Genomic DNA, 22,892 nt, shown 5'->3' with positions numbered 1-22,892 from the left:
GTCCGCGCGCCAGATGCGGGGCGGTGCTCTCCGCGAGTCGCGATTCGCAGTGATTCGTCGCCGCTTTGTTCCGCCGGCGTTCCGAGCGTTAACGCCGGCGGGATGGGCTGTCGCAGGGTGGGACACTTTCGGCCGCGCGGAGCCCGATCGAAACAGCGCGCGCCGTGCTACCCTGCCGCAAAAATCAGGGAGTCACGCCGATGCCCACCTCCACTGCCGCCAAGCGCGCCGCCTTCCGCAAGCTGCACGCCTCCGGCTGCTTCGTGCTGCCGAATCCGTGGGACGTAGGCTCCGCGCGGCTGCTGCAGCATCTCGGCTTTCAGGCGCTGGCCTCGACCAGTTCGGGCTATGCGTGGTCGACCGGGCGGGCCGACAATCATGTCACCTGCGACGACGTGCTGGCACATCTGACGACGCTGAGCGCCGCGGTCGATCTGCCGATCAACGCCGATTTCGAGGGCGGCTTCGCCGATGCGCCGGAGGGCGTCGCCGCCAATGTCACCCGCGCGGTGGCGACCGGGATCGCCGGGCTGTCGATCGAGAATTCGACCGGCGACGCGGCGCGGCCGCTGTATGACGACGCGCTCGCCGTCGAGCGCATCAGGGCGGCGCGGGCGGCGATCGATGCCACCGGCGAGGATGTGCTGCTGGTGGCGCGCTGCGAGGGGTTTCTGTGCGGCGAGCGCGATCTGGCGAAGACCACGGCGCGGCTGGTCGCCTTCGCCGACGCCGGCGCCGATTGCCTGTATGCGCCGGGCGTGTCGACCGAAGCCGAGATCACCACGCTGGTGCAGGCGATCGCGCCGAAGCCGCTCAACGTGCTGATCGTGCAGCCGACGATGAGCGTCGCCGCACTCGCCGACCTCGGCGTCCGCCGCATCAGCGTCGGCGGCGCATTGGCGCGGTCGGCCTGGGCCGGGTTTCTCAACGCGGCGCGCGAGATCGCCGAGGAGGGCACGTTCACGGCGTTTGCGGGCGCGACGAAGGGTGCGGAGTTGAACGGGTTGTTTGGGGGGAAGTAGCGGCTGTCATTGGCAGACGCGTCGAAGTCTTGGCAGTCGACGCCAAGGAGTTCTGTTATCTCTGATCTATTTGCAATGTCTTGCTATTGCATTGTTGGTGCACCAGCGTAGCTCTTCAGGATAGCTTCTTCGGCGGTTTTTTGACCTCAGGGCGTGGCTTCGACGATCGCGCCTGCTGCTCGAGTTCAGTCAGCTCGCTGATCGCCTCCGCCTCGGCTGCATCGGTCTCGGCGGCGCGACGGCGTTTGTCGAAAGTCTCGAAGCGCTCGGCCACGACCTGCTCCATGCTCGTATGGGAGACGCGGCCGGCGCCCTGCAGCACGCCGCGTTCGTTGAAGGCGACGAAGCGATCGGTCTGCGCCATCCATTCGGCCATGGTGGTCGGCTGGCGGTTGCGGGCGCGCAGCTCGGCAAAATCCAGGAAGGCCGTGGTCAGCAGGTTGAGGTCGCTGATCTCGTCGGCGGTGAGATAATTTTTCGAGATGGTGACGTCGCTTTTGCGGACGCGATCGCCCTTCCAGCTGGTCAGCGCCATGTTCGGCCGCGCAGGATCGGCCCTCGTGACGATCAGTTCGGCGGCGTTCATCCCGGTGATGGCGAACACCAGCTTGTTCTGGATCGTGGCGAAGAAGGCCTTGGCGGCCTCCGCCTTGGGGTCGTAGTCGGCGCTGGTGGCGGCGAACAGGTCGCGGACTTTCTGGTAGAACCGTTTTTCGGACGCCCGGATGTCGCGGATGCGTTCGAGCAGCTCGTCGAAATAATCGAAGCCGTCAGGATCCTTCAGGCGCTCGTCGTTGATGACGAAGCCCTTGACCAGATAGTCGTTCAAGACCTCGGTGGCCCAGCGCCGGAACTGCACCCCGCGGGCGCTGCGCACGCGGTAGCCGACCGCCAGGATGGCATTGAGGTTGTAGAGCTTTGTCGTATAGCGTTTGCCGTCGGCCGCAGTTGTCAAGGAATCCTTGACAACTGCCCCCTCGGGCAGTTCGGCGTCGGCAAAGATGCTCTTGAAGTGCAGGCTGACGTTCTGCTTGGTGGTGTCGAACAGCAGCGCAATTTCGGCCTGGGTCAGCCAGACCGTCCCGTCCACCAGCCGCAGTTGCAACGCATCGCGGCCATCCTCCGTGCGGTAGAGGATCAGTTCGCCTTCGCCCTTGCCGTCGTCAGGATTCATGCCGCCTCACCGACGCTGTTCCGGCGTCGCAGATGCCGTTAGGCCAGATGTTGTGTTCGACCGACCTGCCGCAGCGCCCCCAACCAACAAAATGCCCGGGACCAGCCCGGGCATTTTCTAGCATCGATTTTCCGACAAAAGGACCCGGGCGCGCCGCGGTGGCCCGCCCGGCGCGGCCTATTTGCCGGCCTTGATCTCGATCGCCGCCTGGGCGAGGAATTCGCCCATCTTGAGGCGGAGTTCCTGCTCGGAGACCGTGATGCCCTTGTCGGTGAGGTCCTTGGTGACCTTGCGGATGACGTCGGCGTCGCCGGCCTCTTCCAGGTCCGAGATCACCACCTCTTTGGCATAGGCGGCGGCGGCGTCGCCGCTGAGCCCGAGCTTTTCGGCGACCCACAGGCCGAGCAGCTTGGAGCGGCGCGCCTCGGCCTTGAATTTCTGCTCTTCGTCGAGCGCGAACTTCCTCTCGAAGCCTTCTTCGCGCTTGTCGAAACTGGTCATGTGCGAATTCCGATCTCTCTGCGGGGGGACGGGGCCCCGCCGGTTTGCGGTGGGCGGTTCGGATGCCTAGATATCCAGCAGGAACCACAATGACAACCGCCCACAACAGCGCAGGCGGCGGGTAAAACTTCGGTGCGACCGGCCTGATCGATTGTGCCGGGGCCCCCAATCAGCTAGGTTGCGGCAAGGCTAGGTTCTTGTTCTGTTTCCTGTTCCGGCCTTCACGGCAGCTCCGCCGTGGGTCCCCATCGTCAGACGGAGCCACCCATCCATGGATTTCAACAAAACACGGTACATCCCCATGAGCCGGCGACGTCGCATTTATGAAGGCAAGGCCAAGGTGCTGTATGAAGGCCCCGAACCGGGAACCCTGATTCAGCACTTCAAGGACGACGCTACCGCGTTCAACGCCAAGAAGCATCAGGTGATCGAGGGCAAGGGTGTCCTCAACAACCGGATCTCGGAGTACCTGTTTCAGCACCTCAACGACATCGGGGTGCCGACGCATTTCATCCGCCGGCTGAACATGCGCGAGCAGCTGATCCGCGAAGTCGAGATCGTGCCGCTCGAAGTGGTGGTGCGCAACGTCGCCGCCGGTTCGCTGTCGCAGCGGCTCGGGATCGAGGAGGGCACCCAATTGCCGCGCTCGATCATCGAGTTCTACTACAAAAACGACCAGCTCAACGACCCGATGGTCTCCGAGGAGCACATCACCGCGTTCGGCTGGGCGACCCCGCAGGAGATCGACGACATCATGGCGCTGGCGATCCGCGTCAATGATTTCCTCACCGGGCTGTTCCTCGGCATCGGCATCCGCCTGGTCGACTTCAAGATGGAATGCGGCCGATTGTTCGAAAACGACATGATGCGGATCATCGTCGCCGACGAGATCTCGCCGGATTCGTGCCGGCTGTGGGACATCAAGTCGAACGAGAAGCTCGACAAGGACCGCTTCCGCCGCGACCTCGGCGGCCTGCTGGAGGCCTATACCGAAGTCGCCAAGCGCCTCGGCATCCTGATGGAAAACGAGCGCCCGGCCGGCTCCGGCCCGGTGCTGGTGAAGGGCTGACAGGCCCCACCGGAGCCGTCGTCCTGAGCCGCATCCGCGGCTCGTCATCCTGAGGTGCGAGCGCAAGCGAGCCTCGAAGGATGGCCGCCGCGGGCACGGTGCGAGTTGGCACCCTTCGAGGCCCGGCTTCGCCGGGCGCCTCAGGGTGACGTCGACATTGTTGGAACGAGAGTCCGGGTTCGCGAGCGTCGCTCGCGCCCGGGACGACCAGCGGGGCGCGGCTGCGCCCGGCACGACGAGGGGACCATGAAAGCGCGAGTGACGGTGACGTTGAAGAACGGGATCCTCGATCCCCAGGGCAAGGCGATCGAGGGCGCGCTGAAGTCGCTCGGCGTGGACGGCATCGCCAGCGTGCGGCAGGGCAAGGTGTTCGACATCGAGCTCGCCGGCGCCACCGACAAGGCCGCGGCCGAAGCCGCGCTGAAAGACGCCGCCGACAAGCTGCTCGCCAACACCGTGATCGAGAATTATGCTATTGAGGTGAAGGGGTAGTCGCCCTACGGAGCGCCGCTATGGCTGAAATTAGCGCAGACCTCGTCTATGAAGTCTTGAAAGCCGTGCAACGCGACATCTCGCAGATTAAAGGCGAGATCAGCGAGATGAAGCTTGATATTCAGGGCTTACGTCTCTCCCAAAACGGAATTCGCCAGGAGATCATTGGCGTCCACAATGAACTCGCCGGCATCCATGCCACGTTGATGCGACACGATCAGCAACTCGACCGCATCGAACGGCGCCTTGAGATCAACGACATCCCTGCATTGACATGAAATCCGCTGTCCTCGTCTTCCCCGGCATCAATCGTGAGCGCGACATGGCGCGCGCGCTGAAGCTCGTCTCCGGCCATGACGCCGCGATGGTCTGGCATGCCGACACCGAACTGCCGAACGGCACCGATCTCGTGGTGGTGCCGGGCGGCTTCTCCTACGGCGATTATCTGCGCTGCGGCGCCATCGCGGCGCGGGCGCCGGTGATGGACGCGGTGCGCAAATTCGCGAGTGACGGCGGCCTGGTGCTCGGCGTCTGCAACGGCTTCCAGATCCTGTGCGAGTCCGGCCTCTTGCCAGGCGTCTTGATGCGCAACGCGCGGCTGAAATTCATCTGCCGCGACGTGCATCTGCGGGTCGAGCGCAACGACAGCCCGTTCACCCGCGGCTATGCGGCCGGGCAGGTGATCAAGGTGCCGGTCGCGCACGGCGAAGGCAATTACGAAGCCGACGAAGAGACCGTGAAGCGCCTCGAGGGCGACGGCCGTGTGCTGTATCGCTACTGCTCGCCCGAGGGCGAGATCGGCGAGAGCCATAACATCAACGGCGCCGCCGCCTCGATCGCCGGCATCGTCAGCGAGCGCGGCAACGTGCTGGGCATGATGCCGCATCCGGAAAACCACGTCGAAGACATCATGGGCTGCACCGACGGCCGCGGCCTGTTCGCGGGGCTGGTGGAGCATTTGAAGACGGCGGCGTAGTTAGTTAGCGCCGGGGCGCGCGGCGTCGCATCCCTCGTCATTGCCGGGCTTGACCCGGCAATCCATCTTCTTCGTCAGAACGACCTTGTCGTGCTCACCGCGGATGACCAGCCCCCCGTTCGTCGTTCCGGGGCGCTCACGCAGTGAGCGAACCCGGAATCCATAACCACTGCACTCTCAATGATGCGCGGCGTCGCAGCGCTCTTTGATCAGCCGTTACTCCAGGGGCTATGGATTCCGGGTTCGCGCTATGCGCGCCCCGGAATGACGGGGGAGGGCCGTGCTCGCCCCCTCAATGACTATCCGCCACTTCGGTCGCCGGCACCTTCCGCCGCACCCGCTTGATTGTCCCTGAAAATGTGAACAGCGGCCGCTCGCCGCTTTTCAGCATGCCGCGGACGAAGATCAGCGACTTGCCGGCGCGGGTGACTTCGCCCGTGGCTTCGATCAGTTCGCCTTCGAAGGCCGCGTCGAGGAATTCGGCGCCGAAGGCGACGGTGACGCCCGGTCCGTCGAGCTCCTTGGTGGCGATCGCGAACAGGCAATAGTCGGCGAAGGTCATGAAGCAGCCGCCGTGCACGGCCTTCATGCCGTTGAGGTGCTTCTTCTCGACGCGAAAGGCGCAGCGCACGCGGCCGTCGTCGTCGAGGCGGTGCCAGAACGGCCCGTTGTGGGATTCGAAGGTGTCGCGCGTCCAGGTCCGCCAGCCGGCGAATTCGCCCTCGGTCGCGATCGTCAGGTCGGGGCGATGGGAACGCTTGCTGTCGGCGGTTTGCTGCACGGCGGAATTATCCTTTGGTCGGGTCCCTTCCATAAATCCGATGATGCGCTGCAATGCAAATCGCCGCCCGGCGCGGGCGGCGTGATTCAATTGACACGGCGCAATTGGCAGGCCGCCGGCCGCTGTATTACCCTCCCGGCCGCACCAAGGGGCCGCGTGAGGGGAGACCAGAATGAGCGACCAGATCAAGTACGTCCTGGACGAGGAGAACATCCCGAAGTCCTGGTACAATCTCAATGCCGACTTTCCCAAGCCGGTACCCGACGTGCTGCATCCGGGCACGCATCAGCCGGTCGGCCCGTCCGATCTGGAGCCGCTGTTTCCGATGGAGCTGATCCTCCAGGAGGTCGCCACCGATCGCTACATCGACATTCCCGCGCCGGTGCGCGACGTGTTCCGGATGTGGCGGCCGTCGCCGCTGGTGCGTGCGCGCCGCCTCGAGCAGGCGCTCGGCACGCCGGCCAAGATCTACTACAAATACGAAGGCGTCTCGCCGGCCGGCTCGCACAAGCCGAACACCGCGGTGCCGCAGGCCTGGTACAACAAAGAGGCCGGCATCAAGAAGCTGTCGACCGAGACCGGTGCCGGGCAGTGGGGCTCGTCGCTGGCCTTCGCCGGCTCGCTGTTCGGGCTCGACGTGCTGGTGTTCCAGGTCCGCGTCTCGTTCGACCAGAAACCGTATCGCCGCGCGCTGATGGAAACCTACGGCGCGCGCTGCATCGCCTCGCCCTCGACCGAGACCGAGTCCGGCCGCGCCATCCTGGCGCAGCATCCCGACAGCCCCGGCTCGCTCGGCATCGCGATCTCCGAAGCCGTCGAAGTCGCGGCGAAGAATCCGGATATCAAATACGCGCTCGGCTCGGTGCTCAATCACGTCATGCTGCACCAGACCATCATCGGCCAGGAAGCGATCAAGCAGTGCGAAATGGCCGGTGACGATCCCGACGTGATCATCGGCTGCGCCGGCGGCGGCTCGAATTTCGCAGGCCTTGCGTTCCCGTTCCTCGGCCTGCAGCTGCGCGGCGGCCGGTCGCGGCGGATCATCGCGGTCGAGCCCGCGGCGTGCCCGACGCTGACGCGCGGCACCTACGCCTATGATTTCGGCGACACCGCGCATCTGACGCCCTTGGTGAAGATGCACACGCTGGGCTCGACCTTCATTCCGCCGGGCTTCCACGCCGGCGGCCTGCGCTATCACGGCATGAGCGGGATGGTGTCGCACGCCTACGAGCTCGGCCTGATCGAGGCGCGTGCCTATCACCAGGTGAAGTGCTTCGAAGCCGGCGTGCAGTTCGCCCGCAACGAGGGCATCGTGCCGGCGCCGGAATCGACCCACGCGGTGCGCTGCGCGATCGACGAGGCGCTGCGCTGCAAGGCGGAGGGCAAGGCGGAGACGATCCTGTTCAACCTCTCGGGTCACGGCCATTTCGACATGCAGGCCTACATCAACTACTACGAAGGCAAGCTCGTCGACGTCGACTACAACGAAGCCGACCTCGCGACCGCGCTGGCGGGCCTGCCGGCGGTGGCGGCTTAGTCTCGAGCCGGCCGCAAGGCACGGACCAAACCTCTCCCCGCCATGCGGGGAGAGGTCGGATTGCGCAGCAATCCGGGTGAGGGGCCGGGCACGGCCGTCGAGCGAATGCAGCCTCCCAGGCCGGCACCGCGTCGCCTCACGTCCCCGCCCGACCTCCCCCGCTTCGATTCACTGCCCGGCCCCTCATCCCACCCTTCTCCCCGCGCAGAGCGGGGAGAAGGAGCCGGCCGCGGCTGGGGCGGCGCCGTGCCTCCATTCTCACCACCGTCGTCATGCCCGGGCTCGTCCCGGGCATCCACGCCTTCGGGCACAGTGCTCGTTTCCGTGGATGGCCGGGACAAGCCCGGCCATGACGAGTTGTGACAAGATCTGTCGAACAGCCAATGGGTTAAGAGCGCGGCCGCGCGCCCGCTGCCATCCCCAGCCGCGCAGAAAACCCTTTCCCGCGTCCCCCGATCTTTCTAAACAACAGCCACGCGCGGGCCCCTCCCGCGCGACGACAGGATTGCGCCGAAATGTCCGCTCCAGAGCCGAAAATCACCCCGGAATTGATCGCCAGCCATGGCCTCAAGCCGGACGAATATCAGCGGATTCTCGACCTGATCGGGCGCGAGCCGACGTTCACCGAGCTCGGCATCTTTTCGGCGATGTGGAACGAGCATTGCTCGTACAAATCCTCGCGGATCCATCTGAAGGGGCTGCCCACCAAGGCGCCGTGGGTGCTGCAGGGGCCGGGCGAGAACGCCGGCGTGATCGACATCGGCGACAACCAGGCCGTGGTCTTCAAGATGGAGAGCCACAACCACCCGAGCTATATCGAGCCGTATCAGGGCGCCACCACCGGCGTCGGCGGCATCCTGCGCGACGTCTTCACCATGGGCGCGCGGCCGATCGCCTGCCTCAATGCGCTCTCCTTCGGCGATCCGAGCCATCCCAAGACCCGCCACCTCGTCTCGGGCGTCGTCGCCGGCGTCGGCGGCTACGGCAATTCGTTCGGCGTGCCCACCGTCGGCGGCCAGACCCGGTTTCACACCCGCTATGACGGCAACATCCTGGTCAACGCGATGGCGGTCGGCCTCGCGGATTCCGACAAGATCTTCCTCGCCGCGGCGAGCGGCGTCGGCATGCCGATCGTCTATCTCGGTTCCAAGACCGGCCGCGACGGCATGGGCGGCGCCACCATGGCGTCGGCCGAGTTCGACGAGGGCTCGGAAGAGAAGCGTCCGACCGTGCAGGTCGGCGATCCCTTCGCCGAGAAGCTGCTGCTGGAAGCCTGTCTGGAGATCATGGCCAAGGATTGCGTGATCGCGATCCAGGACATGGGCGCGGCCGGCCTGACCTGCTCGGCGGTGGAAATGGGCGCCAAGGGCGACCTCGGCGTCGATCTCGATCTCGACGCGGTGCCGACCCGCGAGACCGGCATGACCGCCTACGAGATGATGCTCTCCGAGAGCCAGGAGCGGATGCTCATGGTGTTGAAGCCGGAGAAGGAAAAGGAAGCCGAAGAGATCTTCAGGAAGTGGGGCCTCGACTTCGCGATCGTCGGCTACACCACGCCGACCAAGCGCTTCGTGGTCAAGCACGGCGGCGCGGTGAAGGCCGATCTGCCGATCAAGGAACTCGGCGACGAGGCGCCGCTGTACGACCGCCCGCACGTGCCGTCGCCGAAGCTGCCCGTCATCCACGCCCGCGAGGTCAATGCGCCGATGCCGGTGCCCGAGGCGCTGGAGAAGCTGCTGGCGACTCCGGACCTGTGCAGCAAGCGCTGGGTCTGGGAGCAATACGACCACGTCATCGGCGGCAACACGCTGCAGCGCCCCGGCGGCGACGCCGCGGTGGTGCGCGTCGAGGACGGGCCGAAGGGGCTGGCGCTCACCGTCGACGTCACGCCGCGTTATTGCGAGGCCGACCCTTACGAGGGCGGCAAGCAGGCGGTGGCGGAGGCCTATCGCAACATCACCGCGGTCGGCGGCAAGCCGCTGGCGATCACCGATAACCTCAATTTCGGCAATCCGGAGCGGCCCGAGATCATGGGCCAGCTGGTCGGCTGCCTGAAGGGCATCTCGGAAGCCTGCATCGCGCTGGATTCGCCGATCGTGTCCGGCAACGTCTCGCTCTACAACGAGACCTCGGGCCGCGGCATCCTGCCGACGCCCTCGATCGGCGGCGTCGGCCTGCTCGACGATTTCACCAAATCGGCGACGCTCGCCTTCAAGGCCGAGGGCGAGGCGATCCTGCTGATCGGCGAGACCCATGGCTGGCTCGGTCAATCCGTGTATTTGCGCGACGTCTGCGGCCGCGAAGAGGGCGCGCCGCCCCCGGTCGATCTGGCCTGCGAGAAGCGCCACGGCGACGTCGTCCGCGGCATGATCCACGCCGGCACCGCGACCGCCGTGCACGATTTATCCGACGGTGGCTTGTTAGTTGCGCTCGCCGAAATGGCGATCAGCGGCAATATCGGCGCGTCGCTCGATGCGCCGCCGGATTCGACCGTCGCGCACGCTTGGTGGTTCGGCGAGGACCAGGGCCGCTATCTCGTCACCGTGAAGGAAGACGATCTGCTGACCGTGCTGTCGAAGCTGAAGAGCGTCGGCGTGCCCTGCACGCAGATCGGCACCACCGGCGGCCACACGCTGAAGATCGACGGCGAACGCGCGATCGACGTGAAGGCGCTACGCCACGCCCACGAGCACTGGCTGCCGGATTATATGGCGGGGAAGAACTAAGCTTCGCCGGCGCGAGGCCCTGCGGCCTGACGCCGTCATCCTGAGGCGCGCACTGCGCGCTTCGCAGCTTGCCCCAACGCCGTCATCCTGAGGCGCGAGCGCAGCGAGCCTCGAAGGATGCGGAAACGCGTAGCAGCGTTGGTACTCGCGGCCCATCCTTCGAGGCGCACGCCAAAGGGCATGCGCACCTCAGGATGACGCAGAGTGCGTCGGGTAGCCGTCGGTGCTCACAACACCCGATACGCCCCTGGAATCCTCCGCAGCCCCGCCGTCGTCGCCCAGCTCAGCAGCAGGCCGAGCGTGAACACGATCGCCGCCTTGGCGATCGCCGGGATGTCGACGTTGAACAGCGCGTATTGCAGCCACAGCATCCAGGCATAGTGCACCAGGAAGATGCCGTAGGCGTCGTGCTGCAACGGGTCGAGGATGCTCCAGCCGGCGCGCTTGAAGCGCAGGAAATACGCCAGGATCGCGAAGATCACGGTGACGCTGAAGGCGGCGAAAGCGAGCCCGTAGCCGGCCTCGTACCACGCCGGCAGATCCGGCGGATTGTCGAGAATGCCGCGCTTGATGCCGATGAAGCCCCACATCGCCGCATAGGGCAGGAGCGCGAGCAGCGCCCAGACGTGCCATTGCTGCGGCAGCTTGCCGCCGGCGCTGAGCACGCCGCGCTCTGGATGGCAGGCGCCGATCCCGGCGCCGATGAAGAAATACGCCGCATACAGCAGCACGCGGCTTGCCTGCACCGAGAACGGGCCGAACTCGAACCAGGCGTTCGGCCCGAAATACACCCGCGCCGGCACGTAGAGCACGGCGGTGATCGCGAAGGTCGCGAGGATGTAGACGAACGGCCGTCGAAAGCCGAGCGCAGCGAGCCGGTTGAGCGGATCGAGCGTCCGCCGCGAGATCCGGTAGGCGGTGCCGCCGATCACGCTGAAGATCAGCAGTACCCACAGAAACCACAGCGGCCCGCTCGGCCACGGGCCGACGGTGATCATGTTGCGATAGAATTCGACGAAGCCCAGCGCCGGATCGGCGCGCAGCGCGATCGCGTAGTAGGCGATCGGTATCACCGTGAACGCCGCGATCACGAACGGAATTCCGAGCCGGATCAGCCGGTCGCGCGCGAACGTCCCCATCTTCGGCCGGTGGTCGAGGCTCGGCCACAGGAACAGCCCCGACAGCATGAAGAACATCGCCATGAAGAAACTGTCGGTGGCGAGCACGACGCAATCGAAGCCGATCCAGGATTTTCCGTCGGTGTGACCGAAATGCGTATAGGGGATCACCGAATGATGAATCAGCACCAGAATGGTGAGGAAGGTCCGCGCACGATCGAGCGACAGATCGCGCGCATGCGCTGCGGTCGCGGCTGAGGGCGCGGCGAGGCCGCCGGGCGTCGGATAGGTTGTCGTCACGCTCTCTCTCCGTCGAGCCGCGGCGGGACAATGTCCGCGAAATGCCGGTCCGGCAAGTTTGAAGACTTACGAGGGGAAAGGCCCGCGCGTTACGCCGGTAATTCCTCGATCCTGACCTTGTCCGGATAGAACGCGAGGTAGCCGGCGATCTCGGCCATCGCCGGAAACGGCGCCTCGTAGCTCCAAATCGCATTCGCCAGCGTCCGGCCGCCGGCTTCGATGCTGAAATAGCTGGCGTCGCCCTTGTAGGGGCAGTGGGTGCTGCGATCGGTCGCGGCCAGCAGCGCCATCGCGACATCGGCGCGGGGCAAATAGTGCACCGGCGGATAGTTGGCTTCCTTCAGGGTCAGCGCGCGGGTGGTGTCGGCGATCACCACGTCGCCGGCGGTGACGCGCACCCGCTTCGGATTCGGCGTGATCGTGATCGGATGGTCGGGGCCGGGGATCTTCATGGATGGTCCTCGCGATAGGCGGTCGGCCGCGGCCCTGGAACAGCCGCGGGAGCCGAGCGGCGCTGGGCTAGATGTGCCCAGACTGCGGGCTTTGAAAGGGGCGCATGGCAATATAGTATTGCACAAATCGACGACGGTCTGCGGCCGCGACCGGCCGGACCGGATCAAATTCTGGAGGACACGGAATGCCGATGGATGCCCGCGACATCGAGGCCATGATCAAGGCCGCGATTCCCGACGCGGAGGTGACGATTCGCGACCTCGCCGGCGACGGCGACCATTATGCGGCGACGGTGGTCTCCGAATCGTTCCGCGGCAAGTCGCGGGTGCAGCAGCACCAGATCGTCTATCAGTCGTTGCAGGGGCAAATGGGTGGCGTGCTGCACGCGCTGGCGCTGCAGACCGGCGTTCCGGAAGGCTGACGGTGCGGCGAGGCGCCGCGCGGTGACGACGGAGGCATCGAGCGCCGCCAATCTGCTCCGCGTGCGAAGACCGCACGAACACAGCCGCGTCACCTATGTCGAATTGTTCTTCGACCTGGTGTTCGTGTTCGCCGTCACCCAGGTGTCGCATTTCCTGCTGGGGCATGTCACGCCGGTGGGCGCGCTGCAGGCGCTGATCCTGATGTCGGCGATCTGGTGGGTGTGGGTCTACACTTCCTGGATCACCAACTGGCTCGACCCCGAACTCACCCGCGTCCGGCTGATGCTGTTCGCGCTGATGAGCGCCGGGTTGCTGCTGTCGACCTCGATCCCGCGCGCCTTCGAGAGCCGCGGCCTCGCTTTCGCGCTGGCCTTCGTGGCGATGCAGGTCGGACGCAGTGCCTTCGCCTTTCTCTCGACGCCGAAAGCCGAGCCGCTGCGGATCAATTTCTTCCGGATCACGAGTTGGCTGTGCGTCAGCGGCGTGTTCTGGATCGCCGGCGGCCTGCTCGATGGCCCCGCGCGGATCGCGCTGTGGATGATCGCGCTGGCGATCGAATATGCCGGGCCGGTGGCGGGCTTCTACGTGCCGTGGATCGGCGCCTCGACGACGCAGGATTGGAGCGTCGAGGGCGGCCATATGGCGGAGCGCTGCGCGCTGTTCATCATCATCGCGCTCGGCGAATCGATCGTGGTGACGGGCGCGACCTTCGCCGGCATCGAATGGACCGTGACGACCTTCGCCGCCTTCGGCTCGACGCTGATCGGCGCGATCGCGATGTGGTGGATCTACTTCCACATCGGCGTGCATCTCGGCTCGGAGAAGATCTCGCAGTCGAGCGATCCCGGCCGGCTGGCGCGGCTCGCCTACACCTACATCCACCTGCCGATCGTCGCCGGAATCGTCGTCACCGCGGTCAGTGACGAACAGGTGCTGGCGCATCCCAGCGGCCACGCCGACATCAAGGTGACCCTCACCACGATCGGCGGCCCGCTGCTGTTCCTGATCGGCGTGCTCTTGTTCAAGCGCGCGGTGCGCGGCCATCTGCAGCCGTCGCACATGGCCGGCATCGCCGCGCTGCTGGCGCTGATCCCGGTGGCGCCGCTGATGGCCCCGCTGGCGCTGTCGATCGCGACCACGGCGATCCTGTTGGCGGTCGGCATCTGGGAAGCCGTCTCGCTCGGCGCCGCCGCGCGCTCGCCGGTGGAGTGAGGGGCGGGGCGGATTCGGGAGAGCGCGATGTCCGGCGAGACCCGTAGCGGCCGTCAAGCAGCGCCAGTTCGACGCGTTACCGACGCTGACTGTTGCATCTGGACCGTATGATCATCGCCGAACCGACCGTCAGCAATGCGGACGCGATCCAGATCGGCCCTAGCATGAAGATGGCGATCGCGCCCTGGCCGCAGTTGCTGGCGATGCACGCGGTCTCGAACAAAATCGGGAAGCCGCCTAGTAGCAGCACGACGGAGAAGCCGGTGCTGAGCCAGATTCCTTTGGCTCCCCATCGCGCCCCGAACAGCCACGGCATGGCGGGAAAGCCGAACGACAGAACAACCAAAAGAATCATCAGATTGTCGAACATGCTGTTGGTCTGTGACGCGACGCAAACAGTTCAAACGACGAACGCGAGCTTGTATCGTCACTTGCTATCCCGATTTCGGCAGCGGGATCGAATGCCGGCAAATGCCGCGCCCACTGAAAGACGGACCGCGCCGCCGCCCGCTCGCCGATCGACGGGCGGGCGCGCAGCCTTAACGAAGGCTTTAGGGCGACGAGGCACCGTGGCTCGGAGTGGAGGGACAGGTTTGTCGAACTGGCGGGACGAGAAGGCGAAGGCTAACGCGCAGGCGCTTGCGCGGCTGACCAAGCGTTTGCCGCTCGCCTTTCCGCAGGCCGTGCTGGTGCGCGCGAAAAGCTGCGCCTACGCGCCGTCGACTTTGCGCGTCGCGGTCGACGGTTATTGGCGCGCGCATCCGCTACGCGCCGATCGGCTGGCGCGGGCGCTGGCGGCTCGCAGCGGGGTGCCCGATGGATGGTCCTGGCGGGTCGGTGATCCGGAGGCCGGGCTGCCGGCGACGTTTCGCACGCCGCCGGCGCCGTATCGGGAAACGGCCTTCGCGAAGGGAGCAGGCTTCTGCTGCGTCTGCGGCCAGCCGGTCTATCGCTTCGGCTGGCACGCCGATCTGTGGAACGCCGGCGCGAACAGGAATGCGACGTGGCACAGCGCCTGCGTCACGGCGTGGCAATTCTGGAACGCGCCGAGCGGACAGACCAGGCTGCTGCGCCGGCTGCAGGGCCGGCGCTGCCGCGAAACCAAACGGCGGCTGCTGAAGACCGCCGAGGTCGATCACCGCGTGCCGCTGTTTCAGGTCTGGCGCCAGCACCGCGACACGCCATGGCCGGCGCTGCTTGCCTATTGGGGACTACCGAACCTGCAGGTGATCAATCGCGAGGTCCATGTCGAAAAATGCGCGGTGGAAGCGAAGGGCCGACGCGTGGTGCGGGTCGTGGCGGCCGAGCTTGAGACGACGAGCTAACGTCTTCGTGAGATACCCTTCGCGCCCGTTGGCCGATGATAGTCACAAACTATCGACGTCGTCATGGCCGGGCTTGTCCCGGCCATCCACGTCTTGTTGCCGCAGGCGCCGTAAGACGTGGATGCCCGGCACAAGGCCGGGCATGACGGAGTCAAAGGTTGGCGGTTGATTGAAAGGCTGAAATCAGCCCTCCGCCTCCAGCGCATGCACCGAGAACAGGCCGTCGGCGTCGGTCCAGCTCTGCTGCAGGGTCCAGCCGGTTTGTCGGGCCAGCGCGCGGAAACGGGCGAGGCTGTATTTGTAGCTGTTCTCGGTGTGGATGGTCTCGCCGGCGCGGAAGCCGATGTCCTCGCCGAGGATGCGCACGCTCTGGTCGCGCAGGCTGACCAGATGCATCTCGATGCGGTGGAGGTCGCGATTGTAGATCGCGCGATGTGTGAACGCCGACAGGTCGACGTCGCCGCCGAGCTCGCGGTTGATCCTCTGCAGCACGTTGAGATTGAATTTCGCGGTGACGCCGGCGGCATCGTCATAGGCCGGCACCACCAGCCGCTCGTCCTTTTCCAGATCGACGCCGATGATCAGCCGCGCGCCGTCGCCCAGAATGTCGCGGGCGCTGTTCAGGAAGCGGGCGGCGTCCTGCGGCTCGAAATTGCCGAGCGTCGAGCCCGGAAAGAAGCCGACCTTCGGCAGATCGCGCACCGCCTCGGGCAGCGCGAAAGGCTCGGTGAAGTCGGCAGCCACCGGATGGATCGCGAGGTCGGGGAAGTCACCACGCAGCGCTTCGGCCTGCGCGGTGATGAAATCGCCGGAAATGTCGACCGGCACATAGGCCGCGACCGCGTGGGCGGCGAGCAGCAGCCGGATCTTGGTGGTGGCGCCGGCGCCGAATTCGACGATGGCGGCGTTCGGCGGAATCAGCGCGGCGATCTCGCCCGCGCGGTCGCGCAGGATGCCGAGCTCGGTGCGGGTCGGGTAGTATTCCGGCAGCTTGGTGATCTCGACGAACAGCTCGGAGCCGGCGTCGTCGTAGAAGTATTTCGGCGACAGCGACTTCTGCGGCCGCGACAGGCCGTCCAGCACGTCGGCCGCGAAGGTTCGGGTCGGCGCGTCGAGCTGATGCGCTCGCGCGTGCACGGCGACGTGCATATTCATGGGCGGTCTCCCGGATGCGCGCGCGGCGCGTCTTGTTGCGAATTGCTCAGCTGTCGTAATCGGCGAGCCGGAGTCCGGTGAACTGCCAGCGGTGGTGCGGATAGAAGAAGTTGCGATAGGTGATACGGCTGTGATCGGCCGGTGTTACGCAGGACGAGCCGCGCAGCACCAGTTGGTTGACCATGAACTTGCCGTTGTATTCGCCGAGCGCGCCTTCGATGGCGCGATAGCCCGGATAGGGCGCATAGGCGCTGCGGGTCCATTGCCAGACCAGGCCGAAGGCGTCGTTCAATTGCCCGGCGCGCGCCGCCACTTCCCATTCCATCTCGGTCGGCAGATGCCTGCCGGCCCAGCGCGCGAACGCATCGGCCTCGTAATAGCTGATATGGCAGACCGGCGCGTCGGGATCGATGCGCTGCAGCCCGCCGAGCGTCATGATGGTCCACTCGCCGTCGACCTGACGCCAGTGACCCGGCGCTTCCCAGCCCTCGCGTTCGCAGCTCGCAAAGCCGTCCATCAGCCACAGCGTTGGCGTGCGATAGCCGCCGTCGGCCATGAATTGCAGCCACTCGGCGTTGGTGACGAGGTGGCGGGCGAGTTTCACCGGCCCGACCAGCGCGCGATGCGCCGGCTTCTCGTTGTCGAAATGGAAGCTGTCGCCGGTATGGCCGATCGCATGGATGCCTTCGGGCAGATCGACCCAGCCGTCGCCGCTGCGGTCGGCGGCGGAGAGCGTCCAGGCCGGATCGTAGGCCGGCGGAATCGGGTTCTGCGCGAAGGCGTGCAGGATGTCGGTCAGCAGCAATTCCTGATGCTGCTGTTCGTGATTCAGCCCGACCTCGACCAGCGGCGCGAGCCGGGCCAGCGTCGCGTCGTCGGCCTCGGCGAACAGCCCGAGCATCGCCTCATCGACCGCGCGCCGATAGGCGGTGACGTCGTCGGCGCCCGGCCGGGTCAGCAGCCCGCGCGCCGCGCGGGTGTGCCGCGGGCCGGCGGAGACGTAATAGGAATTGAACAGGAAGGCGTAGTCGGGGTGGAAGACCTGGTAGCCGGGCTTGTGCGGGCCGAGCAGGAACTGCTCGAAGAACCACGTCGTATGCGCGCGGTGCCATTTCGCCGGGCTGGCGTCCGGCATCGACTGCACCACCTGATCTTCAGGGCCCAGCGGCGCCGCGCGGCGCTCGGTCTCGTCACGGACGGCGCGATAGGCCGCGGCGAGGCGATCGGCCGGAGCAGGGGCTGCGGTGTCGGCGGAAGCAGCAGAATCGACCACAGTGGCTGCGGCGGAGGACATATTCGGCACGAGCAACTCCGGTTTGAAGAAAAACGCCGCTGTCCGGCAGCGGTTCCACAGTTTCGGACATAGGCGCTCGTTTCAGGGATGTAAGGCCGCAGCCGTACAATCCGCGCCGGGACGCCGCCGCGGGAGCCGGGCGGGTCGCCGCGCCCCGCCGCTCCGATTGTTGAGCCAAATCAGCACCTCAGCCGGCCTGTCGGGCATTTTACTTGGGCTGCGAAACGTTTTCGGGCTACATATATGAGCATTCGACCCGGCCGCTGGTGGTCAGCCGGCCGCGCCGCAAAAGGATCCGCCATGAGCATCGAGCAATTCATCGACAACGAAGTGAAGGCCAACGACGTCGTGCTGTTCATGAAGGGCACGCCGCAGTTTCCGCAGTGCGGCTTTTCGGGTCAGGTGGTGCAGATCCTCGATCACATCGGCGTCGCCTATAAGGGCCACAACGTGCTGGAAAACGCCGAGCTGCGCGACGGCATCAAGCAATTCTCGAACTGGCCGACGATTCCGCAGCTCTATGTGAAGGGCGAATTCGTCGGCGGTTGCGACATCGTCCGCGAAATGTTCCAGGCCGGCGAATTGCAGAAGCTGTTCACCGACAAGGGCATCAAGGCCGCGGCCTGAGCATTTTCGCACGCCGGTGCGGGACGGCGACCTGTGAGGTCGTCGTCGCCGACATCACGACGCTCGCGGTCGACGCGATCGTCAACGCCGCCAACGGCTCGCTGCTGGGCGGCGGCGGCGTCGACGGCGCGATCCACCGCGCCGCGGGGCCGCAATTGCTGGCCGCGTGTCGCAAGCTCGGCGGCTGTGCCACCGGCGATGCCAAGATCACCTTGGGCTACGATCTGCCGGCGCGCCATGTGATCCATGCGGTCGGCCCGGTCTGGCACGGCGGCCGGTCGGGCGAGGACGAAGCGCTCGCCTCCTGCTATCGCCGCGCGCTGCAACTCTGCCGGCAGCACGGCCTCGCTTCGATCGCGTTTTCGGCGATCTCCACCGGCGTCTACGGCTTTCCCCCCGAACGTGCCGCGCCGATCGCGGTCGCCGCCTGCATCGACGCGCTACGCACCGCGGCGCCGGTCGATCGCGTGGTGTTCTGCTGTTTCTCCGAACCGAGCGCCGCTTTGCACCGCGCCGCGCTGGCGGCGGCTCTTGATTAGCGGCACGCGAGCGTTACCATCCGTCCCGTCACAATCGGGAGGAAGACTGATGATGTTGCGTCATGCCGTGCGGACGCTGTTGGCCGGAGCGCTGGTCGCGTTCGCCGTTCAGGCGTCCGGCCCTGCCGCCGCGGAAGGAACCTTCGACCCGCCGCCGGGCGCGCAGTTCTCCCAACCCAAGCTCGAGCGCATCGACGCGTTCTTCAACGGCATCATCGCCGAGGGCAAGATCCCCGGCGCGGTGGTGTATATCGAGCAGCGCGGCAAGCCGGTCTACCACAAGCATTTCGGCGTGCGCGACGTCGCCACCAAGGCGCCGATGACCGACGACACCATCTTCCGGCTGGCGTCGCTGACCAAGCCGTTCACCGCCGTCGCGGTGATGATGCTGGTCGACGACGGCAAGCTGAAGCTCGACGATCCGGTGGCGAAGTACATTCCGGCCTTCGCCGACACCAAGGTCGGCGTCGAGAAGAAGCGCGACGACGGCGAAAAATATCTCGATTTCGAGACGCTGAAGCGGCCGATCAAGATCAGCGATTTGCTGTTGCACACCTCGGGCATCACTTACGGCTTCTACGGCGACAATCTGGTGCGCAAGGCGATCGCGGCGGCGAAGATCTACGACGGCGATCCGAGCAACGCCGAATTCGCCGAGCGGATCGCGAAAGTGCCGCTGCAGGAGCAGCCCGGCACGCTGTGGGACTACGGCAATTCCTACGAAGTGCTCGGCCGTGTCATCGAAGTGGCAGCGGGCAAATCGTTCTATGAGTATCAAAAGGAGAAGCTGTTCGACCCGCTCGGCATGAAGGACACGCGCTATTATCTGCCCGAAGACGGGCAGAAGGCGCGGATGGCGCAGCCGATGCCGAACGATGCCGATTTTCGCGTCGGCCGGCCGAGCCGGCCGGACATCGTCAAGAAATGGGAGTCGGGCGGTGGCGGCCTGACCTCGACCCCGTCGGACGTGATCCGCTTCGTGCGGATGCTGCTGCACAAGGGCGAACTCGACGGCAAGCGCTATCTCAGCGAAGCCGCCTTCAAGGCGATGACCACCGATCACATCGGTCCCAGCTCCGGCATCGCGCGCGATCATTTCTATTTCCCCGGCGACGGCTTCGGCTACGGCTACGGTCTCGCCGTGCGCACCGACCCCGGCAACGCCAAGCCACCGCCGCCGGGTTCACTCGGCGAGTTGAAATGGGACGGCGCCAGCGGCTGTTACTTCGTGGTCGATCCGAAGCAGGAGATGTTCTTCGTGCTGATGGAGCAGACCCCGTCGCAGCGCCAGCCGGTGCAGCGCGAGCTCAAGAAGCTGGTCTACGAGGCGCTGGCGAACTGAGCGCGTGCCGGCGCTCCGGCGTCCGTCGGGAATCCGGTTCCGCGCCGAACGGCCGGGATATCACGCCCGCATCGTTGTGACGCGGGCGCGACGGCTGTTTCGATCGTTGCGCATTTCTCCACTGCGACACCTGGATCGCACTGCACGCGGCGGGGCCTGACGCCGCCGCGAGCAAGTTCCTGCAATCAGCATTGAACCGAGTGGTGGGTTTCGAATTGACCCTGTGACAATTTGGGCCCACCGTCGCCGCCCTATATGGAAAGGAATCTCATGACCTACAGACAACCCGGTCGCAAAAGCCTCGTGTCGCGCGTGCTCGCGGCTGCAATTTTGACCAGCATCTATTGTTTCAGCCTCGTCGGCGCGACCGCTTTGATCACCGGTGCAACCACCTCGGAAGCGTTCGCGCAGCGCGGTGATCGTGGCGATCGCGGCCGCGGCCGCGGCCGTGGTCGCGGCTATGACCGTGGTCGGGGGCGTGGCCGGGGCGATCGTGGCCGCGTTCGCGGCGGTGGCCGCCCGGGCGCCTGCGTCGTCAACGCCGCCGGCGTTCGCCTCTGCCTGTGACGGTGCTCACACGCCGCTCTCGGCGGCGCGTGTGAAAACGAAGTCATCGACGCGCGCTGCTCTCCGAGCGGCGCGCGTTTTTCGTTCAGGCCTTGCGCACGATCTCGCGCACCAGCGCCAGCGTCTCGTCGATCATCGCGGCGCTGACGTCGAGATGGGTGCAGGCGCGGATCCGGCCGTCCATCATCGCCAGCAGCACGCCGCGCTGCCGCAGCTCGGCGACCATCGCGTCGCCGGCAACGCCCGCGCCGTCGGGCCGGAAGAACACCAGATTGGTGTGCGGCTGCTGCACATCGACGCCGGCGATCTGCGCCAGCCCTGCGGCCAGCGCGCGGGCGTTGGCGTGATCCTCCGCCAGGCGTTCGACGTGATGATCGAGCGCGTAGTGGCAGGCGGCGGCGATGATTCCGGCCTGCCGCATCGAACCGCCGAGCCGCTGCTTCCAGCGCCAGACCTCGTCGATGAAGGCGCGTGAACCGGCGAGCGATGCGCCGACCGGCGCGCCGAGGCCCTTGCTGAAATCGATCCACGCCGAATCCCAGCCCGCCGCCATCTCGTGCGCCGCGATGCTGGTGGCGACCGCCGCGTTCATCAGCCTTGCGCCGTCCATATGGGTGGCGAGCCCGGCTTCCTTGCCGGCCGCCGCGATGGCGTCGAGCGTGGCCTGCGGCCAGATCGTGCCGCCGCCGATATTGGCGGTCTGCTCGACGCTGACCATGGTCTGCGGCGGCTCGTAGCGCGAGCGCGGATGCAGTGCGGCGCGGAACGCATCGAGCGAGAACTGTCCGTCGTCGCCGTCGAGGCCGGTGATCTGGAAACCGCCGAGCGCCGCATGCGCGCCGCCCTCGCGCGACAGGATGTGCGCGGTGCGATGCGCGATGATCTCGTCGCCGGGGCGGCAGGTGGCGAGCGTCGCGGTGACGTTGCACATCGTGCCGGACGGCAGGAACACCGCGGCTTCCTTGCCGAGCAGTGCGGCGACCCGTTCGTTCAGCGCGTTGACGGTCGGATCGTCGCCGGTCTGCTCGTCGCCGACCGCGGCCCGCGCCATCGCCTCGCGCATCGCCGGCGTGGGGCGCGTCTGGGTGTCGGAGAGAAGATTGATCCGGACGGGCGGCGCGTTCGGATCGGGCGGGGCAGGGGTGTAGGCCATGGCGCGCAGATTAGCACGGCGGCGGCGGAGCGAGGAATGGCCGTGATCTCGCAGACGAGATCGAGTTTTGGCGCCCCGGACGCTACGCAGCGCGCCGCGCTCACCTCTCCCCGCGCGGGGCCGGGCTACAGCAGAAGGAACTCGACGGGTTCACCGGAGCTCTCTTCACCCTCCCCTGGAGGGGGAGGGTCGGCGGGTAGCGCGCGTAGCGCGGTGCCCGTCGGGGTGGGGTGAGCCGCGGGCACGGCGGATGAACTCTTCGCCACCCCACCCCGCTCGCTGCGCGAGCGACCCTCCCCCTCCAGGGGAGGGTGATCCTCGCAGCGGCCGCGAACAAGAATCCGCCCAAAACAAAAAGGCCCCGGCGAACCGGGGCCTCGATGCATCGGACTGAGCAGCAATCAGTACGAAGAAAATTCGATCGCCGGCGCCAAGAGCGCTTAGCGCGAATAGAATTCGACGATCAGATGCGGCTCCATCTGAACCGCGAAGGGCACGTCGGTCAAAGCCGGGATGCGGCCGAACTTGGCGGTCATCTTGTTGTGGTCGACCTCGATGTAGTCCGGCACGTCGCGTTCGGCGAGCTGGCTCGCTTCGAGCACGAAGGCGAGCTGCTTCGAGGATTCCTTGACCTCGATCAGGTCGCCGACGCGAACCTTGTAGCTCGAGATGTTGACCCGCTTGCCGTTGACCTTGATGTGGCCGTGATTGATGAACTGGCGCGCCGCGAACATCGTCGAGACGAATTTGGCGCGGTACACCACGGTGTCGAGCCGGCGCTCGAGGAGGCCGATCAGGTTCTCGCCCGAATCGCCCTTGAGGCGGGTGGCCTCGACATAGATCGAATGGAACTGGCGCTCGGAAATATTGGCGTAATAGCCCTTCAGCTTCTGCTTGGCGCGCAGCTGCACGCCGAAGTCGGAGAGCTTGCCCTTGCGGCGCTGGCCGTGCTGGCCGGGGCCGTATTCGCGGCGGTTGACCGGGCTCTTCGGGCGGCCCCAGATATTCTGGCCCATCCGGCGGTCGATTTTATACTTGGCTTCACTGCGCTTTGTCATCGCGTCCTCGGTTGATCAGGGATGAGGAGACGCGCCCTCCTGTGCGGCC

Annotated in this window: 22 protein-coding genes; 13 read left to right on the top strand and 9 right to left on the bottom strand. The window is 66.1% G+C overall.

Translation table 11 applies throughout. The features are described 5' to 3' along the window. Positions 1–200 precede the first annotated feature (200 nt). Positions 201–1,022, top strand: a complete 822-nt coding sequence (locus RPB_RS18770; protein ID WP_011442601.1) for an isocitrate lyase/PEP mutase family protein — start codon at positions 201–203, stop codon at positions 1,020–1,022. A gap of 115 nt (positions 1,023–1,137) precedes the next feature. Here the strand turns inward: RPB_RS18770 and RPB_RS18765 are convergent, their stop codons facing one another. Further along, on the bottom strand, positions 1,138–2,196 hold the full coding sequence (locus RPB_RS18765; protein ID WP_011442600.1) for a virulence RhuM family protein: 1,059 nt from the start codon (positions 2,194–2,196) through the stop codon (positions 1,138–1,140). A 177-nt stretch (positions 2,197–2,373) separates the two neighbouring features. Further along, positions 2,374–2,697 carry a DUF1476 domain-containing protein gene (locus tag RPB_RS18760; RefSeq protein WP_011442599.1) on the bottom strand — a complete coding sequence of 108 codons (324 nt, stop codon included), beginning with the start codon at positions 2,695–2,697 and terminating at the stop codon, positions 2,374–2,376. A 301-nt stretch (positions 2,698–2,998) separates the two neighbouring features. On the opposite strand from RPB_RS18760, the gene purC reads away from it, so the two are divergent. The 4 genes from purC to purQ all read left to right on the top strand — a co-directional run bounded on the left by purC (position 2,999) and on the right by purQ (position 5,234). Continuing rightward, positions 2,999–3,766, top strand: a complete 768-nt coding sequence (gene purC, locus RPB_RS18755; RefSeq protein WP_011442598.1) for a phosphoribosylaminoimidazolesuccinocarboxamide synthase — start codon at positions 2,999–3,001, stop codon at positions 3,764–3,766. A 246-nt stretch (positions 3,767–4,012) separates the two neighbouring features. Next, a complete protein-coding gene (gene purS, locus RPB_RS18750) occupies positions 4,013–4,258 on the top strand; it encodes a phosphoribosylformylglycinamidine synthase subunit PurS (protein ID WP_011442597.1) in 246 nt (81 codons plus the stop codon). Between the two features lie 20 nt (positions 4,259–4,278). Beyond that, on the top strand, positions 4,279–4,536 hold the full coding sequence (locus RPB_RS18745; protein WP_011442596.1) for a hypothetical protein: 258 nt from the start codon (positions 4,279–4,281) through the stop codon (positions 4,534–4,536). Beyond that, a complete protein-coding gene (gene purQ, locus RPB_RS18740) occupies positions 4,533–5,234 on the top strand; it encodes a phosphoribosylformylglycinamidine synthase subunit PurQ (RefSeq protein WP_011442595.1) in 702 nt (233 codons plus the stop codon). The genes RPB_RS18745 and purQ overlap by 4 nt, the downstream gene beginning before the upstream one ends. Positions 5,235–5,526: 292 nt before the next feature. Here purQ and RPB_RS18735 read toward each other — a convergent pair whose 3' ends face one another. After that, positions 5,527–6,048 carry a PaaI family thioesterase gene (locus RPB_RS18735; protein WP_011442594.1) on the bottom strand — a complete coding sequence of 174 codons (522 nt, stop codon included), beginning with the start codon at positions 6,046–6,048 and terminating at the stop codon, positions 5,527–5,529. 139 nt (positions 6,049–6,187) lie between these two features. Between RPB_RS18735 and RPB_RS18730 the strand changes: the two genes are divergently transcribed. Both RPB_RS18730 and purL read left to right on the top strand, forming a co-directional pair. Then, on the top strand, positions 6,188–7,552 hold the full coding sequence (locus tag RPB_RS18730) for a TrpB-like pyridoxal phosphate-dependent enzyme (RefSeq protein ID WP_011442593.1): 1,365 nt from the start codon (positions 6,188–6,190) through the stop codon (positions 7,550–7,552). A 515-nt stretch (positions 7,553–8,067) separates the two neighbouring features. After that, positions 8,068–10,278, top strand: coding sequence for a phosphoribosylformylglycinamidine synthase subunit PurL (purL, locus tag RPB_RS18725; protein WP_011442592.1), 2,211 nt, complete (start codon positions 8,068–8,070; stop codon positions 10,276–10,278). 227 nt (positions 10,279–10,505) lie between these two features. Here purL and RPB_RS18720 read toward each other — a convergent pair whose 3' ends face one another. Together RPB_RS18720 and RPB_RS18715 are read right to left on the bottom strand one after the other, a co-directional pair. Next, positions 10,506–11,696: an acyltransferase family protein gene (locus tag RPB_RS18720; RefSeq protein WP_011442591.1), complete on the bottom strand. Its 1,191-nt coding sequence runs from the start codon at positions 11,694–11,696 to the stop codon at positions 10,506–10,508. 89 nt (positions 11,697–11,785) lie between these two features. After that, positions 11,786–12,148: a DUF427 domain-containing protein gene (locus tag RPB_RS18715; RefSeq protein WP_011442590.1), complete on the bottom strand. Its 363-nt coding sequence runs from the start codon at positions 12,146–12,148 to the stop codon at positions 11,786–11,788. Between the two features lie 185 nt (positions 12,149–12,333). Between RPB_RS18715 and RPB_RS18710 the strand changes: the two genes are divergently transcribed. The 3 genes from RPB_RS18710 (at position 12,334) to RPB_RS18695 (ending at position 15,108) form a co-directional block, all read left to right on the top strand. After that, complete coding sequence (locus RPB_RS18710) at positions 12,334–12,570, top strand: BolA family protein (protein ID WP_011442589.1); 237 nt, start codon at positions 12,334–12,336, stop codon at positions 12,568–12,570. 22 nt (positions 12,571–12,592) lie between these two features. Further along, on the top strand, positions 12,593–13,783 hold the full coding sequence (locus RPB_RS18705) for a low temperature requirement protein A (RefSeq protein ID WP_011442588.1): 1,191 nt from the start codon (positions 12,593–12,595) through the stop codon (positions 13,781–13,783). Positions 13,784–14,376: 593 nt separating this feature from the next. Then, positions 14,377–15,108 (top strand): hypothetical protein, encoded by a 732-nt coding sequence (locus RPB_RS18695; protein ID WP_011442586.1) that lies wholly within the window; start codon positions 14,377–14,379, stop codon positions 15,106–15,108. A gap of 183 nt (positions 15,109–15,291) precedes the next feature. On the opposite strand, the gene egtD is transcribed toward RPB_RS18695, so the two are convergent. Then, the gene (gene egtD / locus RPB_RS18690; RefSeq protein WP_011442585.1) at positions 15,292–16,263 is read right to left on the bottom strand and encodes an L-histidine N(alpha)-methyltransferase; all 972 of its coding nucleotides are present in this window, start codon (positions 16,261–16,263) and stop codon (positions 15,292–15,294) included. Positions 16,264–16,309: 46 nt separating this feature from the next. Beyond that, positions 16,310–17,557 (bottom strand): ergothioneine biosynthesis protein EgtB, encoded by a 1,248-nt coding sequence (gene egtB / locus RPB_RS18685; RefSeq protein ID WP_041798868.1) that lies wholly within the window; start codon positions 17,555–17,557, stop codon positions 16,310–16,312. Between the two features lie 300 nt (positions 17,558–17,857). On the opposite strand from egtB, the gene grxD reads away from it, so the two are divergent. The 3 genes from grxD to RPB_RS18670 are packed head-to-tail and all read left to right on the top strand — an operon-like array spanning position 17,858 to position 20,065. Further along, positions 17,858–18,184 (top strand): Grx4 family monothiol glutaredoxin, encoded by a 327-nt coding sequence (gene grxD / locus RPB_RS18680; protein WP_041798344.1) that lies wholly within the window; start codon positions 17,858–17,860, stop codon positions 18,182–18,184. Continuing rightward, a complete protein-coding gene (locus RPB_RS18675) occupies positions 18,181–18,723 on the top strand; it encodes an O-acetyl-ADP-ribose deacetylase (RefSeq protein WP_041798867.1) in 543 nt (180 codons plus the stop codon). The genes grxD and RPB_RS18675 overlap by 4 nt, the downstream gene beginning before the upstream one ends. A 52-nt stretch (positions 18,724–18,775) precedes the next feature. Then, on the top strand, positions 18,776–20,065 hold the full coding sequence (locus RPB_RS18670) for a serine hydrolase domain-containing protein (RefSeq protein ID WP_041798866.1): 1,290 nt from the start codon (positions 18,776–18,778) through the stop codon (positions 20,063–20,065). Between the two features lie 652 nt (positions 20,066–20,717). On the opposite strand, the gene RPB_RS18660 is transcribed toward RPB_RS18670, so the two are convergent. Together RPB_RS18660 and rpsD are read right to left on the bottom strand one after the other, a co-directional pair. Beyond that, on the bottom strand, positions 20,718–21,785 hold the full coding sequence (locus RPB_RS18660; protein ID WP_011442579.1) for a threonine aldolase family protein: 1,068 nt from the start codon (positions 21,783–21,785) through the stop codon (positions 20,718–20,720). Positions 21,786–22,225: 440 nt separating this feature from the next. After that, entirely contained in the window at positions 22,226–22,843 is a 618-nt protein-coding gene (gene rpsD / locus RPB_RS18655; protein WP_011442578.1) for a 30S ribosomal protein S4, read from the bottom strand. Positions 22,844–22,892: the final 49 nt, after the last annotated feature.

The sequence above is a fragment of the Rhodopseudomonas palustris HaA2 genome (assembly GCF_000013365.1).
Lineage (GTDB): Bacteria > Pseudomonadota > Alphaproteobacteria > Rhizobiales > Xanthobacteraceae > Rhodopseudomonas > Rhodopseudomonas palustris_J.
This window is presented reverse-complemented; position numbering and strand designations above follow the sequence as displayed.

What these genes read in the sequence shown, in the direction of transcription:
- RPB_RS18745 (WP_011442596.1), top strand. Translation starts at nt 4,279, where the DNA reads ATGGCTGAAATTAGCGCAGACCTCGTCTATGAAGTCTTGAAAGCCGTG.
- RPB_RS18735 (WP_011442594.1), bottom strand. Translation starts at nt 6,048, where the DNA reads ATGGAAGGGACCCGACCAAAGGATAATTCCGCCGTGCAGCAAACCGCC.
- RPB_RS18760 (WP_011442599.1), bottom strand. Translation starts at nt 2,697, where the DNA reads ATGACCAGTTTCGACAAGCGCGAAGAAGGCTTCGAGAGGAAGTTCGCG.
- RPB_RS18710 (WP_011442589.1), top strand. Translation starts at nt 12,334, where the DNA reads ATGCCGATGGATGCCCGCGACATCGAGGCCATGATCAAGGCCGCGATT.
- egtB (WP_041798868.1), bottom strand. Translation starts at nt 17,557, where the DNA reads ATGTCCTCCGCCGCAGCCACTGTGGTCGATTCTGCTGCTTCCGCCGAC.
- purQ (WP_011442595.1), top strand. Translation starts at nt 4,533, where the DNA reads ATGAAATCCGCTGTCCTCGTCTTCCCCGGCATCAATCGTGAGCGCGAC.
- egtD (WP_011442585.1), bottom strand. Translation starts at nt 16,263, where the DNA reads ATGAATATGCACGTCGCCGTGCACGCGCGAGCGCATCAGCTCGACGCG.
- purL (WP_011442592.1), top strand. Translation starts at nt 8,068, where the DNA reads ATGTCCGCTCCAGAGCCGAAAATCACCCCGGAATTGATCGCCAGCCAT.
- RPB_RS18765 (WP_011442600.1), bottom strand. Translation starts at nt 2,196, where the DNA reads ATGAATCCTGACGACGGCAAGGGCGAAGGCGAACTGATCCTCTACCGC.
- purS (WP_011442597.1), top strand. Translation starts at nt 4,013, where the DNA reads ATGAAAGCGCGAGTGACGGTGACGTTGAAGAACGGGATCCTCGATCCC.
- RPB_RS18715 (WP_011442590.1), bottom strand. Translation starts at nt 12,148, where the DNA reads ATGAAGATCCCCGGCCCCGACCATCCGATCACGATCACGCCGAATCCG.
- grxD (WP_041798344.1), top strand. Translation starts at nt 17,858, where the DNA reads ATGAGCATCGAGCAATTCATCGACAACGAAGTGAAGGCCAACGACGTC.
- RPB_RS18770 (WP_011442601.1), top strand. Translation starts at nt 201, where the DNA reads ATGCCCACCTCCACTGCCGCCAAGCGCGCCGCCTTCCGCAAGCTGCAC.
- RPB_RS18730 (WP_011442593.1), top strand. Translation starts at nt 6,188, where the DNA reads ATGAGCGACCAGATCAAGTACGTCCTGGACGAGGAGAACATCCCGAAG.
- purC (WP_011442598.1), top strand. Translation starts at nt 2,999, where the DNA reads ATGAGCCGGCGACGTCGCATTTATGAAGGCAAGGCCAAGGTGCTGTAT.
- RPB_RS18670 (WP_041798866.1), top strand. Translation starts at nt 18,776, where the DNA reads ATGTTGCGTCATGCCGTGCGGACGCTGTTGGCCGGAGCGCTGGTCGCG.
- rpsD (WP_011442578.1), bottom strand. Translation starts at nt 22,843, where the DNA reads ATGACAAAGCGCAGTGAAGCCAAGTATAAAATCGACCGCCGGATGGGC.
- RPB_RS18660 (WP_011442579.1), bottom strand. Translation starts at nt 21,785, where the DNA reads ATGGCCTACACCCCTGCCCCGCCCGATCCGAACGCGCCGCCCGTCCGG.